This is a genomic window from Microbacterium sp. NPDC087665, from assembly GCF_044743285.1.
GTDB lineage: Bacteria > Actinomycetota > Actinomycetes > Actinomycetales > Microbacteriaceae > Microbacterium.
On the sequence record NZ_JBIUWD010000003.1, the window covers coordinates 609,770 to 625,961 of the forward strand.

General features: G+C 68.9%; 16 protein-coding genes and 1 tRNA gene. 10 read left to right on the forward strand and 7 right to left on the reverse strand.

Annotated elements, in window-relative coordinates; all coding sequences use genetic code 11:
- Positions 1–16: 16 nt before the first annotated feature.
- Both ACIOSY_RS09670 and ACIOSY_RS09675 read left to right on the forward strand, forming a co-directional pair.
- Positions 17–784, forward strand: coding sequence for a FadR/GntR family transcriptional regulator (locus tag ACIOSY_RS09670; protein ID WP_400852573.1), 768 nt, complete (start codon positions 17–19; stop codon positions 782–784).
- A gap of 10 nt (positions 785–794) precedes the next feature.
- Positions 795–2,054, forward strand: a complete 1,260-nt coding sequence (locus ACIOSY_RS09675) for an alpha-hydroxy-acid oxidizing protein (RefSeq protein ID WP_400852575.1) — start codon at positions 795–797, stop codon at positions 2,052–2,054.
- Between the two features lie 43 nt (positions 2,055–2,097).
- Here ACIOSY_RS09675 and ACIOSY_RS09680 read toward each other — a convergent pair whose 3' ends face one another.
- From ACIOSY_RS09680 to ACIOSY_RS09705, 6 genes are all read right to left on the reverse strand, one after another.
- Positions 2,098–2,940: a DUF1295 domain-containing protein gene (locus ACIOSY_RS09680; RefSeq protein WP_400852577.1), complete on the reverse strand. Its 843-nt coding sequence runs from the start codon at positions 2,938–2,940 to the stop codon at positions 2,098–2,100.
- A 38-nt stretch (positions 2,941–2,978) separates the two neighbouring features.
- Positions 2,979–3,734 (reverse strand): HAD-IIB family hydrolase, encoded by a 756-nt coding sequence (locus ACIOSY_RS09685; protein ID WP_400852579.1) that lies wholly within the window; start codon positions 3,732–3,734, stop codon positions 2,979–2,981.
- Positions 3,731–4,207, reverse strand: a complete 477-nt coding sequence (locus ACIOSY_RS09690) for a VanZ family protein (RefSeq protein ID WP_400852581.1) — start codon at positions 4,205–4,207, stop codon at positions 3,731–3,733. Before ACIOSY_RS09690 ends, ACIOSY_RS09685 begins: the two co-directional genes overlap by 4 nt.
- Positions 4,208–4,274: 67 nt before the next feature.
- A tRNA-Pro gene (locus ACIOSY_RS09695) sits at positions 4,275–4,351 on the reverse strand.
- Between the two features lie 53 nt (positions 4,352–4,404).
- Complete coding sequence (locus ACIOSY_RS09700; protein ID WP_400852583.1) at positions 4,405–5,340, reverse strand: metallophosphoesterase; 936 nt, start codon at positions 5,338–5,340, stop codon at positions 4,405–4,407.
- A complete protein-coding gene (locus ACIOSY_RS09705) occupies positions 5,337–7,910 on the reverse strand; it encodes a transglycosylase domain-containing protein (RefSeq protein ID WP_400852585.1) in 2,574 nt (857 codons plus the stop codon). Before ACIOSY_RS09705 ends, ACIOSY_RS09700 begins: the two co-directional genes overlap by 4 nt.
- Positions 7,911–8,000: 90 nt before the next feature.
- Here ACIOSY_RS09705 and ACIOSY_RS09710 point away from each other — a divergent pair, with 90 nt between their 5' ends.
- On the forward strand, positions 8,001–8,225 hold the full coding sequence (locus tag ACIOSY_RS09710) for a hypothetical protein (RefSeq protein ID WP_400852646.1): 225 nt from the start codon (positions 8,001–8,003) through the stop codon (positions 8,223–8,225).
- Positions 8,222–8,680, forward strand: a complete 459-nt coding sequence (locus tag ACIOSY_RS09715; protein WP_400852587.1) for a RidA family protein — start codon at positions 8,222–8,224, stop codon at positions 8,678–8,680. The genes ACIOSY_RS09710 and ACIOSY_RS09715 overlap by 4 nt, the downstream gene beginning before the upstream one ends.
- A gap of 58 nt (positions 8,681–8,738) precedes the next feature.
- Here ACIOSY_RS09715 and acs read toward each other — a convergent pair whose 3' ends face one another.
- Positions 8,739–10,706: an acetate--CoA ligase gene (gene acs / locus ACIOSY_RS09720; RefSeq protein WP_400852589.1), complete on the reverse strand. Its 1,968-nt coding sequence runs from the start codon at positions 10,704–10,706 to the stop codon at positions 8,739–8,741.
- A 349-nt stretch (positions 10,707–11,055) separates the two neighbouring features.
- On the opposite strand from acs, the gene ACIOSY_RS09725 reads away from it, so the two are divergent.
- The 6 genes from ACIOSY_RS09725 to ACIOSY_RS09750 all read left to right on the forward strand — a co-directional run bounded on the left by ACIOSY_RS09725 (position 11,056) and on the right by ACIOSY_RS09750 (position 16,104).
- Entirely contained in the window at positions 11,056–12,069 is a 1,014-nt protein-coding gene (locus ACIOSY_RS09725; RefSeq protein WP_400852591.1) for a TadA family conjugal transfer-associated ATPase, read from the forward strand.
- Between the two features lie 17 nt (positions 12,070–12,086).
- The gene (locus tag ACIOSY_RS09730) at positions 12,087–12,956 is read left to right on the forward strand and encodes a type II secretion system F family protein (RefSeq protein ID WP_400852593.1); all 870 of its coding nucleotides are present in this window, start codon (positions 12,087–12,089) and stop codon (positions 12,954–12,956) included.
- 45 nt (positions 12,957–13,001) lie between these two features.
- Positions 13,002–13,199, forward strand: a complete 198-nt coding sequence (locus tag ACIOSY_RS09735; RefSeq protein WP_400852595.1) for a DUF4244 domain-containing protein — start codon at positions 13,002–13,004, stop codon at positions 13,197–13,199.
- A complete protein-coding gene (locus tag ACIOSY_RS09740) occupies positions 13,196–13,549 on the forward strand; it encodes a TadE family type IV pilus minor pilin (protein WP_400852597.1) in 354 nt (117 codons plus the stop codon). Before ACIOSY_RS09735 ends, ACIOSY_RS09740 begins: the two co-directional genes overlap by 4 nt.
- Positions 13,549–13,878, forward strand: coding sequence for an Rv3654c family TadE-like protein (locus ACIOSY_RS09745; RefSeq protein ID WP_400852599.1), 330 nt, complete (start codon positions 13,549–13,551; stop codon positions 13,876–13,878). Before ACIOSY_RS09740 ends, ACIOSY_RS09745 begins: the two co-directional genes overlap by 1 nt.
- A 240-nt stretch (positions 13,879–14,118) precedes the next feature.
- Positions 14,119–16,104 carry an Ig-like domain repeat protein gene (locus ACIOSY_RS09750; protein WP_400852601.1) on the forward strand — a complete coding sequence of 662 codons (1,986 nt, stop codon included), beginning with the start codon at positions 14,119–14,121 and terminating at the stop codon, positions 16,102–16,104.
- Positions 16,105–16,192: the final 88 nt, after the last annotated feature.

Consider the following 16,192-nt stretch of genomic DNA (forward strand, 5'->3'; position numbering starts at 1 on the left):
CGATCAGGGAGAACCGATGGCAGAGCAGCCGGTGCGCGCGTGGCGCCACGTCCTCGACCACATCGAACGCGACCTCCTCGACGGACGCCTGAGCCCCGGTGACCGCCTCGCCTCCGAGCGGGACCTCGCCACCGATCTCGGCGTCGGACGATCGAGTGTGCGCGAGGCACTGCGCGTCCTCGAGGTCATGGGTCTGATCCGCACGGCCACGGGCTCCGGTCCCCAGTCCGGCGCGATCGTCATCGCCACGCCCACGGGCGGGATGTCGGCGCTGCTGCGCCTGCAGGTGGCCGCGCACGGCTTTCCCCTGGCCGACGTCGTGCAGACCCGACTCGTGCTGGAGGATGCCGTCGTCGCCGCCCTCGCAGGCGCGCACGACCGCGACACCGGGCAGGCGCACCGGATGCTCGACGCCATGGATGCGACCGGCCTCACCTCGGCCGAGTTCCTCGCCCTCGACGCGCAACTGCACCTCGCCCTCGCAGAGGCGAGCGGGAACACCGTCATCGCTGCGATGATGGCCGGCCTGCGCTCCTCGATCGAGTCCTACGTGCAGTCCGGCGCCGCCACCATTCCCGACTGGGACCGCATGTCTGCGCGTCTGCGCGAGGAACATCGGGCGCTCGTCCACGCGATCGACGCGGGCGATGAGGCATCCGCCCGGGCGCTCGTTCACGCCCACATCACCGGCTACTACGCAGCCACCGGTCTCACCCGCGACGCCGCAGCCGCCCCCACAGCAGACACCGACACCGACACCGTCTCTCCGACCCCCGACAACTGAGAGGATCACCATGGTCCAGCGCCAGGTTCCCCGCCCCGCCGAGCTTCTCGACCTGATGAAGTTCAAGAAGCCCGAGTTCAACGGCCGCAAGCGCCGCCTCGACGGAGCGCTCACGATCGACGATCTGCGTCTGATCGCGAAGCGCCGCACACCGAAGGCGGCGTTCGACTACACCGACGGCGCCGCCGAGGGCGAACTGTCGCTCACGCGCGCCCGCCAGGCGTTCCAGGACGTCGAGTTCCACCCCGGCATCCTGCGTCCGGCGCCGAACATCGACACCAGCGTCGAGATCCTCGGCGGGCCGTCGGCCCTCCCGTTCGGCATCGCGCCCACGGGCTTCACGCGCCTCATGCAGACCGAGGGCGAGGTCGCCGGTGCGAGCGCCGCCGCCGCAGCCGGCATCCCCTTCACCCTCTCCACCCTCGGCACGACGTCGATCGAAGGGGTGAAGGCAGCCAACCCCCACGGGCGCAACTGGTTCCAGCTCTACGTGATGCGCGACCGGGAGATCTCCTACGAGCTCACGCGCCGCGCCGCCGCCGCCGGATTCGACACCCTGCAGTTCACGGTCGACACCCCGGTCGCCGGCGCGCGTCTGCGCGACAAGCGCAACGGCTTCAGCATCCCACCGCAGCTCACGCTCGGCACGATCATCAACGCGATCCCGCGGCCGTGGTGGTGGTACGACTTCCTCACCACGCCGAAGCTCGAGTTCGCATCGCTCAGCACCACGGGCGGCACGGTCGGCGAGTTGCTCGACGCGGCCATGGACCCCACCATCAGCTACGACGATCTGGCCGTCATTCGCGACATCTGGCCCGGCAAGATCGTCATCAAGGGCGTGCAGAACGTCGAGGACTCGGTGCGTCTGCGCGACGCCGGCGTCGATGGCATCGTGCTGTCGAACCACGGTGGGCGTCAGCTCGACCGTGCGCCCATTCCGTTCCACCTGCTCCCGCACGTGCGCAAGGCGGTGGGCGACGACTTCACCGTCATGATCGACACCGGCATCATGAACGGTGCCGACATCGTCGCCGCGGTCGCCCTGGGCGCCGACTTCACACTCATCGGGCGCGCGTACCTCTACGGGCTGATGGCCGGCGGACGCCAGGGCGTAGACCGCACGATCGCGATCCTGCGCAGCGAGATCGAGCGCACGATGCGGCTGCTCGGCGTCTCGTCGCTGGCCGAGCTCGAGCCGGGGCACGTCACGCAGCTGCTGCGGCTCGTGCCGGTCGCCCGTGCGGCCTCCGAGGCAGCGGTCCGCTGACGGCATTTTCCCTGACGTCGCGCGGAAGCGCCGTCGTTCCGCCTCAGGTCTGCGGAACGGCGGCGCTTCGTCGTGGCGGCAACGGAACGAGCATCGATGTCGTGCGGCGATACTCTGCGTAGGCGGGGTACTTGCCGGCGGTGATCGACTCGGTGAAGATCGTCGACCCGATGAAGAGCAGCGAGAGCAGCACGGCGCCGATGATCGTGATGTTCACCGCCCCGCCGAGCACGCCCGCGCCCGAGGTGACCGCCGCCGTCGCGCCGAGCGCGTAGAACGCCCACCACTGCGCCTGCTCGAAGAAGAAGTTGGGATGGCGGCTGTAGCGGAACAGGCCCTCGGTGGCGAAGCCGGGGGAGAGCGTGCCGCCGGCCGCCTTCTTGCGCTGATGGAACGCCCACTGCTGCTGATCGGCCACGGTCTCGCCGATCAGGAACCCTAGGAACAGCGCGATGAAGAGCGCGTCCCAGCCGGTCAGGGCAGACGGATGCTCCGCCGCGACCCCTGCCGGAAGCGTGATGAGCACGAGCAGAGTCATCTGGTAAGCGATGATGAACAGCGCATTGAAGATCTGGAACTGCCAGTGGCGCATGCGCCCGCGCAGGATCGCCCAGCGGTAGTCCTCCATGCCCGTATACCCGCCCTTGCGGGCGAAGTTGAACGTGAGTCGAGCGCCCCAAGCCGTGGCGAGCAGGCCCATCACGACGAGGCGTGCCGACCCGTCGCCGTGCGAGAACGCCACCGCGACGAAGATCCACGCGTAGACGACGGGAACGATCGACCAGGCACGATCGACCCACGAGGTGTCGCGCGTGATCAGCGACAGCACCCAGCACGCGACGCTGCTGAGGGCGGCGACGATGACGACGATGAGCAGAGCATCCATGACGCCATGCTAGGACCCGAGGCGGCCCCGGTGGCGGATCAGAGCGTCGGGAGGAGCGCGTCGAGCCTGTCGGCGGTGTCTTCCCAGCCCTCGACCGCCACCGAGGGCACCCCGATCGCGAGCACGGGGTAATCGTTGCCGCCCTCGTCGAGGCGGTCGCCGTAGAACAGCATGGACGTGAGCGGGATGCCGGTGAGATCGGCGAGTCGGGTCATGCCGAAGGCCTTGTCGATGCCGGCGCGGGTGATGTCGATCGACGTCGAGCCGCCCGAACGCACCTCGAGTCCGGGAACGCGCGCGGCGACGGCGTCGCGCAGGGCTGCGCGCTTGGCGCCATCGGGGTCCCAGGCGTGCTTCGCCTCGCCGGGTGCGCGTTGCCCGAGTGCCGAGAAGGTGATCTGCGATCCGCGGTCTTCGAGGATGTCGCCCCAGGGCTCGGCCTCCCACAGGCCCAGGCGCTCCGCCTCTTCGCGCAGAGCCGTGAGCGCCGCCGACTTCTCGTCGTCGCTGAGGTCGTGCGCGTACACCGTCGTGAAATCGCTGCCGTCGTAGCGCAGGTAGCGGGTGCCGCAGGTGGGCAGCAGGTGCAGACGACCGAGGTCGACGGCATCCGTTCCCCCGAGCTGCGCGACGACCTGCGAGCGGAACTGCTGCTCGTTGCCCCCGGAGATGATGGCGACGTCGACGGTGCGCAGCAGTGCGCGCAGCAGTTCGGCCATGCGCGGGCTGATCGCGCCCTTGGACGGAGCGAGCGTGTCATCGAGGTCGAAGGCGACGAGAGAGGGCGCGGTCATGATGCCTCCAGCCTAGGAGAGCGCGGCTGGGAAGAGAGAGCCGCGGCGAGAACTGTGCACAACACGGCGAGCACCACCCCGACCGTCGCGCCGGTGCTGTTGGCGATCACATCCGAGACGGTCGCTGCGCGGTGGGGGAGAGCGATGCGCTGGAACACTTCGATCGCCAGTGAGAGCGTGGGGCCGACGACGAAGGCGAGGCCCCAGGCCCGTCGCGGGAGCAGCAGGAACGCGAGGATGCCCACGGGGATGAACACGAGTACGTTCGCGAGGACCTCGAGTCGGGTGAAGTCGAGCGACGACCAGCCCAGCCGGTGTGCGAGGGAGAGCACCAGATCGAGCAGATTGGGCATCCGTTGTTCGACGCGCGATGGCGTCAGCGTGAGCGCGACCAGGCCGACGACGAAGGGGATGCCGAGTCCGAGCGCCCACGCGCGCGTGAGGCGCCGGGGAGGAGGAAGCAGCGTGCCCATGGCGTCCCCTTCGTGAGCCGTTCGGATACAGAGAAGGCCGCCCCTGAGGGCGGCCTTCCGGTGTTACTGGTCGGGGTGACAGGATTTGAACCTGCGACCTCTTCGTCCCGAACGAAGCGCGCTACCAAGCTGCGCCACACCCCGTTTGCAACCCTCCGAGTCTACAGGGAAATCTCCCGAGCACCGAATCGAGCGGGTCAGTCGCGCGCCGTCAGCGTGAGCAGCGTCGCCTCGGGTCGGCACGCGAAGCGCACCGGGGCATAGATCGAATGCCCGCACCCGGCGCTCACGTTCAACGGCACCGCTCGACCGCCGTGGGCCCAGGTGCTCAGCCCCTTGGCCTGCTTCAACGGGATGTCGCAGTTGGCGACGAGGGCCCCGTATCCGGGCAGGCAGACCTGACCGCCGTGCGTGTGACCGCCGAGGATGGCGTCGGCGCCCAGGTCGACGTACTCGTCGAGCACACGCCGGTACGGCGCGTGCGTGACCCCGAGCACGGGCGTGCCGGGCGTGCGGGTGCCGAGGGCGTCGAGCGCGGCGGGGAGCACGTCGAGACGGTCCCAGTCGCGGTGGGCGTCGTTCACGCCGAAGACGTCGATCTCGCGACCGTCGACGACGATGCGGGCCGCACGATTGTTGAGATCGGTCCAGCCGAGGTCATCGGTGAAGTAGTCGTCCATCGCCTCGGTGTCGAGGAGTTCTGGCTTGACGTGCCGCTTCGACGGGCCGGTGAAGTAGCGCAGCGGATTGCGCGGCGAGGGGGCGGTGACATCGTTCGAGCCGTGCACGAAGACGCCGGGGATGCCGGCGAACGGGTCGAAGGCTCGTCGGATGCCCTGCAGGCCGTCGCGGTGGCCGAGGTTGTCGCCCGTGTTGACGATCAGATCCGGCTTCAGTTGCGCGAGCGATGCCAGCCAATCCTGTTTGCGATGCTGCCACGGTGCCATGTGCGCGTCGGACAGGTGCAGGATGCGCAGGGGAGCGGACCCCGCCGGGAGAGCGGATGCCGTGACCTCGCGCACCGTGAACAGGTAACGCTCGATGCCGATGCCCCAGACCGCCGCCGCAGCGCCCACGGCCCCCACCGCGCCGAGCGCGATGAGGGCCGGGTGCGCCGAATGTCGGTGCGTCACTGGCAGACCACGGTGACGTTCGTCGTCTTGGTCGCTGCGCTGCCTGGCGCGGGATCGGTGCTGGCGACCGTCTTGCCGGGACCGTTGCACGAGCTGTCGAACTGGAGGCTGTTGAAGCCTGCTCCGACGAGCGATGCGGTGGCATCGGCGCGCGATTTCCCGATCAGGTCGCCGGGCACGGTCGCACCCAATCCGTTGCTGGGCGAGATCGTCACAGTGGCGCCCGCGGCGGCCTGACCCGAGGGGTCCTGCGCGACGATGATGTTCGTCGCCTGGTCGCTGTCGACCGCGGCGCCGACCGAGACGGTGAATCCGGCGCCCTCGAGTGTGGCCGTGGCATCCTCGATCGTCATTCCGGTGACGGCCGGCACGTCGGTGACCACCTGGCGGATGAGGTTGCCGTCGGGCTCGGGGAAGGCGCCGCCGCCGTAGAACTCGTTCGCGGCGGCCTGCATCGTCCGCGCGAGCGGGTAGCGCATCTCGTTCAAGTTGTATCCGCCGGCGCGCTGGCGATAGATGTTCGCCTGGCCCTCCCAGCGGCCCACCCAGACGGCCGTGGCGACCTTGGTGCTGGACTCGATCATCATGGTCGACCAGGTGTCGTGCGTTCCGGTCTTGCCGATCAGCGGGATTCCGTCGCGCGTGTTCGCGACGGCACCCGTGCCGCTGCCGGTCATCACGCCCTGCAGCGCGTAGGCGGCGGTCGCGGCGACCTCGGGCGAGATGACGCCCTCTTTGCAGGTGATCGGCGGGATCTCGCGGTCGGCACCGTCGGAACCGACGACGCGGTCGATCGCGATGGGCGCGCAGTACGTGCCTCCGCTGGCGACCGTGGCGTAGGCGTTGGCCATCGCGAGCGGCGAGATGTTCTTCGACCCGAGGATGTCGTAAGGCACGTTCTGGTCGGTCGTCTTGCCGCCGTTCGCGAGCGTGACGCCCATGCGGTCGGCCACCTTGTTGATCTCGCAGAGGTCGAGCTTCGACGCCATCGCGAAGAATCCACTGTTGAGCGACTGCGCGGTGAAGTTCATCACCGTGTTGGTGCCGCCCTGACCGCCGCCGAAGTTACCGATCTTCTTCGTGTCGACCGTGTGGGTGACTCCGCCATTGGTGCAGGAGTCCTTGATCTTCATGTTCGTCTGCACCTTGCCGTTCAGCGTCTCGCGCAGGGAGTGCCCCTGCTCGAGCCAGTCGATCAGCGTGAAGAGCTTGTAGGTCGAGCCGACCTGGAATCCGTTCGAGTTGCCGTGCACCTTGTCGCCGGCGAAGACGAGCGAGGTGTAGGCGAGGTCGTCGGTCGGCGTCTCGGTGAATGTCGTGTTCTGCGTCATCGAGAGGATGCGCCCCGTGCCCACCTCGATCGAGGTGCCCGCGGCACCGAAGTGCTGGTTGTCGTAGTTGGCGGGAACGATCTCAGCCATCACCGCAGAGGCCGGATCCTGCACGCGCAGGTCGAGCGTGGTGTAGATCTGCAGGCCGCCGCGACGCAGCAGCTCACGACGGTCCTGGGGGGTGTCGCCGAAGGCGGGGTCGTTCTCGACGACCGACTTCACGTACTGGCAGAAGTAGGCGTTGCGACCCGCTGCGGCACAGCCCTGGGTGGGCTGCGTGATGGCGGGAGTGATCGGCGTGGCCTTGGACTCGTCGTACTCCGCCTGCGTGATCTTGCCGTCGGCGAGCATCCGTCCGAGTACGTAGTCGCGGCGGTCGAGGGTGTCTGCGAAGCCGTCGGCCGCGGTGTTGTGCGCGACGCCCTCGGCGTCGGTGTAGGTGCCGTCGACCTTGTCGATGCGCAGGCGGTTCGGGTTCTGCACGATGCCGGCGAGCGTCGCCGCCTGGGCGATCGTGAGGTTCGCCGCGCTGGTCGAGAAGTAGTAGTTGGCCGCGGCCTCGATGCCGTAGACCGTGCCGCCGAAGTTCGCGATGTTCAGGTATCCCAAGAGGATGTCGTTCTTCGACGACTTCTTCTCGATCTGGATCGCGTACCGCATCTCCTGCAGCTTGCGCTCGATGCCGTCGACGCCGGATGCATCCGTGGCCTTCTGCCAGCACGTCGTCAGGTCGTCGGCGTAGGTCTCCGACGTGGCGTCGGCGTCTTGCTCGCACTGCTGGATCTGCACGTTCTTGACGAACTGCTGGGTGATCGTCGACGCACCGCGGCTCGAGGTGCCGCGCACGTTGTCGACGAGTGCCTTGACCGTAGCGCCGAAGTTGACGCCGCCGTGGCTGTAGAAGTTCTTGTCCTCACTCGACAGGATCGCGTTGATCAGCGTCGGCGAGAGCTGCTCGAACGTCAGCGGCACGCGGTTCTGCTCGTAGAACGAGGCGAGCTTGGCGGGGTTTCCCGCGCCATCCTTCGCATAGATGACGGACTGCTCCATCGGCGTGTTGACGTCGAGGTTCTCCGGGAGATCTTCGAAGATCGTGATCGCCTGGTTGCCGGCGATACCGGTCATGGCGAGGACGGGAGTGACGCTGGTGGTGACAAGAATGCCGGCAACGGCGCTCAGACCGACGAGCCCGAGGAGACCACCGAGCACGCCTTTCACCGTACGGTTCTTTTGAGGCATACGCTTGATCGTAGGGGAGTTCCCTGAATACCGCCTTTGACGGGCCTGCGTCTCTTCGTCGTCGCTCGCGCCCCGATCGAATGGAGTGCCATGACCACGTGGGAGTACGTCACCACACCGCTGCTGATCCACAACACCGCCGCGATCCTCAACAACTGGGGCAAGCAGGGCTGGGAGCTCGTGCAGGTCGTGCAGGGCCCGGAAGGCGGCCTCGTCGCCTACTTCAAGCGCCCCGTCACGCAGGACGGCTCGAACGAGACCGGCCTCGCCGCCGCCGCGCAGGCCGCCCGCCAATTCGACGGAGGTGCGGCATGAGCATCTCCGCGCGCCTCGCCGAACTCGGTATCGAGCTGCCCGCCGTGGCCGCCCCGGTCGCCGCCTACGTGCCCGCCGTCGTCCACGCCGGTCTCATCTACACCTCGGGACAGCTCCCGTTCGCCGACGGCGCGCTCCCGGCCACCGGCAAGGTGGGCGCCGCGGTCGACGCCGACGATGCCAAGTCCTACGCGCGCACCTGCGCTCTGAACGCTCTGGCGGCCGCTGCGGATGCCGCGGGCGGTGTCGACCGCATCGCCGGTGTGCTGAGGGTCGGCGGATTCGTGGCATCCGTTCCCGAGTTCACCGGACAGCCCGGCGTCATCAACGGCGCGAGCGAAGTGCTCGGCGAGATCTTCGGCGACGCCGGTCGCCACGCCCGCGCCGCCGTGGGCGTGCCGGTGCTGCCGCTCGACAGCCCGGTCGAGGTCGAGGTTACCTTCCTCCTCGCCTGACCCCCCCACATCGAATACGCCCCTCCCGATTCGGGAGGGGCGTCTTCGCGTCTCTGCGCTACTTGACCTGCGACGAGATGATCGTCATCACGGCGGTGTCGGCCAGCGTCGTCGTATCGCCGACCTCGCGCCCCTCGGCCACGTCACGCAGCAGGCGACGCATGATCTTGCCCGAGCGGGTCTTCGGCAGCTCGCCGACGATGTAGACGTCGCGCGGGCGGGCGATCGCGCCGATCTGCTCGCCGACCCAGAGCCGCAGCTGCTGGGCGAGACCCGCCGGGTCGTGGGCGTCGAGATAGCTCTGTTTGATGATGACGAAGGCGACGACGGCCTGGCCGGTCGCCTCGTCGGATGCTCCGACCACGGCGGCCTCGGCCGTCGCCTCGTGCGCCACGAGCGAGGATTCGATCTCAGCGGTCGAGAGTCGGTGGCCCGACACGTTCATGACGTCATCGACTCGGCCGAGCAGCCAGAGGTCGCCGTCGTCGTCGAGCCGGGCACCGTCGCCGGCGAAGTAGTAGCCCTTGTCCTCGAACTTCTCCCAGTACGTCTCGCGGAAGCGCTCCGGGTCGCCCCAGATCCCACGCAGCATGCTGGGCCAGGGCTCGGTGATGACGAGGAGCCCGCCATTGCCGGTGCCGACGTCTTCGCCCTTCTCGTCGACGACGTCGATGGTGATGCCGGGGATCGGAACTTGCGCCGAGCCCGGCTTCGTCGCGGTGACGCCCGGGAGGGGGGACACCATGATCGCTCCGGTCTCGGTCTGCCACCACGTGTCGACGATCGGGGCGCGGTTTCCGCCGATGACCTCGCGGTACCACATCCACGCTTCCGGGTTGATGGGCTCGCCCACCGATCCGAGCACGCGCAGCGACGACAGGTCGAACTTCTGCGGCACGCTGCGGCCGATCTTCATGAACGAACGGATCGCGGTCGGCGCGGTGTAGAAGATCGAGACCTTGTACTTCTCGATGATCTCCCACCAGCGCCCGGCGTGCGGAGCATCCGGCGTCCCCTCGTACATGACCTGGGTGGCGCCGTTCGCGAGCGGGCCGTAGGCCACGTACGAATGACCGGTGACCCACCCGATGTCGGCGGTGCACCAGTACACGTCGGTCTCGGGGTGCAGATCGAACACGTACTTGTGCGTGTAGGCGGCCTGTGTGAGGTATCCGCCGGACGTGTGCAGGATGCCCTTCGGCTTTCCCGTGGTGCCCGATGTATAGAGGATGTAGAGCGGGTTCTCCGAGGGGAACGCCTGCGCGGTGTGATCGGCGGATGCCGCGGGCACCACGTCGTGCCACCAGTGATCGCGCCCTTCGACCCAGTCGACGTCGTTGCCGCCGCGCTGGACGACCAGCACGTGCTCGACCGTCAGCTGCTCGCCGTCGCCGCGGTCGCTGAGCGCCTGATCGACGGCCGGCTTGAGGGCGGAGACCCGTCCCTTGCGGTATCCGCCGTCGGCCGTGATGACGACCTTCGCGCCTGCGTCGTCGATGCGCGAGCGCAGGCTGTCGGCGCTGAATCCGCCGAACACGACGGAGTGGATGGCGCCGAGACGGGCGACCGCGAGCATCGAGGCGATCGCCTCGGGAATCATGGGGAGGTAGATGGCGACGCGGTCGCCCTGGCCGACACCGAGTTCGGCGAGGACGTTCGCGGTGCGCTTGACCTCGTCGGTCAGTTCCGCGTAGGTGATGCGACGCGAATCGCCCGGCTCGCCTTCCCAGTAGAGGGCGACACGTTCGCCGTTGCCGGCCTCGACATGGCGGTCGAGGCAGTTGTAGGCGACGTTCAGCTCGCCATCGTCGAACCACTTCGCGAAGGGCGGGGCCGACCAGTCGAGCACATGGGTGAATGGCGTGTGCCAGTGCAGCAGCTCGCGGGACTGCTCTGCCCAGAAGCCTTCACGGTCGGCTTCGGCGCGCTCGTAGAGGGCGGGTGAGGAGATGGACTGGGCGACGAACTCCTCGGAGGGCGGGAACTGGCGGTTCTCGTCGAGAAGGTGATCGATCTGACTGCTCATCGGCAGACGCTCCTTTGCGGCTGGGCATGTTCCCGGCATGGTGCGACCAGGACAGGCCGAATCTAGTCGCGCCCCCGGCGGATCGCATACTGCCGAAAGTAGGTAGTGTGGCCTGGTTTTGTCAGGACGGTCGCCTTGCGTACACTCGACGACAGCCGAATACTCATTCCGGCCTTGGCGAGGCCGATTCCCCCGATCGGTGCTCGCCCTGGGCGGCATCTCATTCCCCCCGTGAGATGCCGCCCTTCTCATGCCCGTGCATTCTGCACCGCGTCCGCTCCGACGGAGTTGTGCACAGCTGCCGTTGCGACCGATCGGCGTTGGACTGCGTCCTGCCTAACGTCGGGACATGGCCGACTCGTTCATCATCCAACCCCGGGGCGGCAGTGCTGCCTCCGGCGCGATACCGGGCAGCGCACCGGCGCCGCTGCGCATCGATCCGACCTTCGGAGCACTGTCGGAGTACTGCGCCGACGAGGCCGTGACGGATCTGTTCGTGAACGGCGCGGCCGGGCTCTTCCTCGACCGGGGGCAGGGCACCGAGCCCGTCCCGGCCTGGCGTGCGTCCGAACGCGAGGTGCGCGAACTCGCGGTCGCGCTCGTGGGCCTGGGCGGGCGGCATCTCGACGATCAGGCTCCCTGCGTTGACGTGCGCCTCGATTCGGGCATCCGCGTGCATGCCGTTCTCGCGCCCGTGTCGACCACTGGCACCGCGCTCTCCATCCGCATTCCGCGGGTGCGTGCGGCCGATCTCGACTCCCTGGCCGCGCTCGGCGCGTTCGACGCGCGCCAGCAGGCCTGGCTGACGCGGCTGGTCGCCGAGCGCGCCAACCTGCTCATCACGGGAGGAACGGGCACGGGCAAGACGACGCTGCTCTCCGCCCTGCTGTCCGAGGTGCGGCCGTCGGAACGGCTGGTGACGATCGAAGACGTCGCCGAACTGCGTCCGCGGCATCCGCACCACGTCGCGCTCGAAGCGCGTCAGGCCAACCTCGAAGGCGCCGGGGGCATCACGCTCGCCCGACTCGTGCGCGAGTCGCTGCGCATGCGACCCGACCGACTCGTGGTCGGGGAGTGCCGCGGCGAGGAGGTGCGCGAGCTGCTCACGGCGCTCAACACCGGGCACGACGGCGGTGCCGGAACGCTGCACGCGAGCGGACTCGGAGACGTTCCCGCCCGGATGGAGGCGCTCGGCGCGTTGGCGGGGATGGATGCCACGGCGCTCGCCCGTCAGACGGTCAGCGCGTTCACGATCGTCCTGCACCTCGAGCGTGCTCCCGGGGGCACCAGGCGCATCGCCCAGGCCGGCACCTTCACGCTGGTGCGCGACCGACTCGGCATCGACGAGGTGCAGCCGTGGTGAGGCGGCGGCGTTCCGCCGTGTCGAACGATGCCGACGCGGCGACATCGGTGCAGACGCTGGCGGTGCTCCTGCAGGCGGGTGCGGTGCCGGTCACCGCGTGGAGGCATCTCGCCGACACGGGCGACAGGCACGCCATCGCGATCGTCGCTCGCCTGGACGACGGTGTTCCGCTTCTCGATGCGATCGAGGCGGAGGGCGGCGTCTGGACCGATCTGGCGGCGGCGTGGGAGATCGCCAGCACGGTCGGGGCGCCGCTCGCCGAGGTGCTGCGCATGATCGCCGAGACGCTCCGCGATGCCGCCTCGGCCGCCGATGATGTGCGCATCGCGCTCGCCGAGCCGGCCGGAACCGCCCGCCTGCTGCTCTGGATGCCGTTCGCCGGGCTCCTCTTGGGCTTCGCACTCGGCTTCGACACGATCGGCGTCGTCACGCGCAACCCGCTCGGCGCCGCCTGCGTGGTCGCCGGTCTTCTCCTCGTGCTGCTCGCACACTTCTGGACGACACGCCTCCTGCGCCGCGCCCGTCCCGCTCCCGGAACTCCGGGCATGCGCGCCGAACTTGTCGCCGTGGCGCTCTCGGGCGGCGCATCGATCGAGAGGGCGTTGCGCCTCGTGTCCGAGAGCGCCGGTGCCGCGCCGGGCGACGAGCGCCGGATCGCCTCCGTCCTCGAACTCTCGAGCGCGGCAGGAGTCCCCGCCGTCGAACTGCTGCGCGCATCGGCCGCGCAGGAGCGCCACAGTGCCCGCATCCAGGGGCGCCTGCGCGCGGCGCGGCTCTCGACGCGACTGCTGCTGCCGCTGGGGGTGTGCACCCTGCCGGCCTTCTTGCTGCTCGGCGTCGCCCCGCTGCTCCTCAGCGTGCTCGCCTCGACCCCGCTGCCGCTATGACCCCTCCGCAGACGCGACCGCGTCCCGACAGAAAGAAGGAACCCCATGAACACCATCCCCCGATTGACCCGCCGCCGTGCGTCGTCACTGTTCGCCGACGACTCGGGTGCCGCGACCGCGGAGTACGCCATCACGACGATGGCGGCCGTGGCATTCGCCGGGCTGCTCGTGGTCATCATGCGATCCGACGAGGTGCGGGGCATCCTCACCGATCTCGTTCGTCGTGCACTCACGGTGTCGTGACGAGAACGAGACGCCGTGTCGGGAGCGAGCGCGGATCGGTCGCGGCCGAACTCGCGCTCGCGCTCCCCGCGGTGGTGCTCACGCTCGCCCTGGGCGCCGGTGCGCTGGGTGCCGCGGCGCGGCAGGTGGCGTTGCAGGATGCCGCTGCGGATGCGGCTCGCCTGCTCGGCCGCGGCGAAGACGGAGGAGCGGCAGCCGACATCGTGCGCCGGGCCGTGCCCGGATCGACGATGTCATCGGGGCCGTCCGGAGACCTCGTCTGCGTCACCGCGCGATCCGACTTCGGGATCGGGAATCTGGTGCGCATTCCGTTGCAGGCATCCAGCTGTGCGCTCGGCGGCGGTCGCTGATGGCGGGCACGGCGCTCGCCGCGGGCGTGCTCGTGGCCGCCTGCGCACTCTCGCTCGGGCTCGCCGCCGTCGGGGGAGCGGCGGTCACGGCGCAGCGCGTGGCGGGGGCAGCCGATGCGGCAGCGCTGGCTGCGGCCGACGCGGCGAGTGGAGCCGTGCCCGCCGTCGACGACCCCTGTACGACGGCCGCGCGCGTCGCCGCGGCATCGGGCGCGACGCTCACGGCATGCGCGATCGAGGGCTTCGTGGCGACCGTCGAGGTCGAGGCGGGGTACGCCGGACTCGCTGCCATCTCGCGAGCTCGTGCGGGACCACCCGCGGCGGAATGACGGCGGGATGATGGCGGAAGATGCGGCGGTGAAGCGCGGCCGTCACCGCCACTCCGCCGCGTCGAACGCTTGCACGGCAGCGGCGCGCGCCGATAGCTTGGATGTCGAATTGACCCCCGGGTCGCCGATTCCGACGTCGCAGGGGAGATCATGCGAAGACTAAACCGCCGTGCCCGATATACCGCCATTCTGGTTGTGGGGGCAGGTGTTGCCGCCGCTCTGGTCACTGCGACGCCGGCGATGGCCGCATCGACCTATACCGTCACTTCCGACGATGACGGGATCCCCGGCATCACCGTCGTCGACGCGCAAGCGGTGACGATCGCGGTCTGCCAGGACGGCTGCGACTACACGACGATCGCGGCCGGCATCGCCGCGGCGGCGGAGGGCGACATCATCGAGGTCGCCGCAGGGACGTACGCCGGCGGGATCGCGTTGAACAAGCCGGTGACGCTCCGCGGAGCGGGCAACGGGGGCGATCCGTCCGTCGACACCATCATCGAGGGATCATCCGGCAACGGCATCACCACGAGCAACGGCACCGCCGAATCAAGGGTGACGATCGAGAACATCCGCGTCACCGGCTTCGGCAGCGGTGTCGTCGCCGGCAGCCACACCACCCTCGATCGCGTGGTCAGCACGGCGAACTCGAGCTACGGCATCAACCTGAGCGGCTCCGACAACGCCGGCCTGCGGATCACCGATTCGACGATCAGCTTCAACGCGACCGGTGTGAAACTGGGCTCCGCCGCGAGCGCTCGCAATATCGAGATCTCCGACAGTCACTTCGACGACAACACGAAGAACGGGTGGTACGCGGACAAGAGCACGTCCGGGGACTCTCAGCTCGATGATGTGACGATGACCCGCGCGACCTTCGACCGGAATGGCGAGAAGGGGTTCTACGCCGAGAAGCTCTCGAATGCGATCTTCACCGATGTGACGGCGAACGGGAGCGGTCACGACAGGGCGACCATGGGCAACGGCATCAGCATCAACCTGAAGGCCGGCGACTACTCCGACATCGTCTTCGACAACCTCACCGCGCTGAACTCGGGTGGCGGACAGGGCGCGCCTCTCGGGGCGGCCGTCGATATCCAGGCCCGGAACGACGGCAGCTACGCGGCGAACCCGGCGACCCTGACCGGTCTCGTCCTCGACGGCGGCGAGATCAGCGGCTCCGACATCGGCCTCATCATCGGCGGCGGTACGACCGGAGCCGTGGTGACCGGTATGAATCTGAGCGGCACCGTCATCGCACTCCACAACGAGAACGGCGGCCGGATCACCGCGACGCACAACTTCTGGGGCAGCGCGAACCCGGACTTCTCGACGATCGTCAGCGGCGATGTGAATTACTCCCCCTGGTGGAAGAGCGCGGAGATGACTGCGCAGCCGACATCGGTGTCTCTCACCCTCTCGTCGCCGACCATGCCCCGAGGGGACGCGAATACGCGGGCCGTCGCCAGCGTCGCACCGGCCGTGCAGGGAACCGTGCAGTTCTTCGACGGCGGCGCCCCTCTGGGCGGCCCGGTCGTGGCCGAGGGCGGCGCGGCGTCGATCGCGCTCGGTACCCTGGGCGCCGGTTCGCATTCGATCACGGCGCAGTTCACCCCGGATGACACGATGGACTACCTCGAGTCCCCGGTGTCGGATGCTCGCACCATTGTCGTGAACGTGCCGAACCCGGAGCCGGCTCCGGCGCCCGCGACGAACTCGGAGCAGTTGCAGGAGCACATCCGGAGCGGTGCCGTTCCGACGATCCCGCCGAGCAGCTTCAACGCCTCTGACGGAAGCGCGGCAGGTAACACGGATCTTCAGAGCCTCGACCCGAGCAAGCCCCTCCAGGGCGAGATCCCCTGGAGCGACGGCTCGGACAGCTATGTCGATGTCTACGCGTATTCGACGCCGGTCTTCCTCGGTACCTTCCCGGTCGTCAACGGGCAGGTGCAGTTGAACCTGACGCCGGCCCAGTTGCAGCTGCTCGAGGGCGGCGATCACGATCTCGTCTTCATCGGGCAGACGAGTGGCACGACCATGGCAGTGGCGATCCAATTGGCTGTCGATGGTGGCGGGGACACCGCCCCCTCCGCATCTCCGCAGGTGCTCGCCAACACCGGCGCCTCCACGCCCGTGCACCTCTCCGCGTCGGCGATCGTCATGCTCCTCCTCGGTGCGGTGGCGCTCGGGGTCGCCCGGGTGAAGCGGAGGAAGCTCCACCCGTGAGCGGCGACCGGTAGTCGGTGTCCCCGTCGGGGCCTCCCGTTGCGCTCGACGGGGGCTCCGACGGCGGAGATCGGCGATGGCCGCGGCG

Coding starts and splice junctions, on each gene's coding strand:
- ACIOSY_RS09705 (WP_400852585.1), bottom strand. CDS start 7,910: ATGCCTCAAAAGAACCGTACGGTGAAAGGCGTGCTCGGTGGTCTCCTC.
- acs (WP_400852589.1), bottom strand. CDS start 10,706: ATGAGCAGTCAGATCGATCACCTTCTCGACGAGAACCGCCAGTTCCCG.
- ACIOSY_RS09735 (WP_400852595.1), top strand. CDS start 13,002: ATGAACACCATCCCCCGATTGACCCGCCGCCGTGCGTCGTCACTGTTC.
- ACIOSY_RS09745 (WP_400852599.1), top strand. CDS start 13,549: ATGGCGGGCACGGCGCTCGCCGCGGGCGTGCTCGTGGCCGCCTGCGCA.
- ACIOSY_RS09715 (WP_400852587.1), top strand. CDS start 8,222: ATGAGCATCTCCGCGCGCCTCGCCGAACTCGGTATCGAGCTGCCCGCC.
- ACIOSY_RS09710 (WP_400852646.1), top strand. CDS start 8,001: ATGACCACGTGGGAGTACGTCACCACACCGCTGCTGATCCACAACACC.
- ACIOSY_RS09675 (WP_400852575.1), top strand. CDS start 795: ATGGTCCAGCGCCAGGTTCCCCGCCCCGCCGAGCTTCTCGACCTGATG.
- ACIOSY_RS09670 (WP_400852573.1), top strand. CDS start 17: ATGGCAGAGCAGCCGGTGCGCGCGTGGCGCCACGTCCTCGACCACATC.
- ACIOSY_RS09680 (WP_400852577.1), bottom strand. CDS start 2,940: ATGGATGCTCTGCTCATCGTCGTCATCGTCGCCGCCCTCAGCAGCGTC.
- ACIOSY_RS09725 (WP_400852591.1), top strand. CDS start 11,056: ATGGCCGACTCGTTCATCATCCAACCCCGGGGCGGCAGTGCTGCCTCC.
- ACIOSY_RS09750 (WP_400852601.1), top strand. CDS start 14,119: ATGGCCGCATCGACCTATACCGTCACTTCCGACGATGACGGGATCCCC.
- ACIOSY_RS09690 (WP_400852581.1), bottom strand. CDS start 4,207: ATGGGCACGCTGCTTCCTCCTCCCCGGCGCCTCACGCGCGCGTGGGCG.
- ACIOSY_RS09685 (WP_400852579.1), bottom strand. CDS start 3,734: ATGACCGCGCCCTCTCTCGTCGCCTTCGACCTCGATGACACGCTCGCT.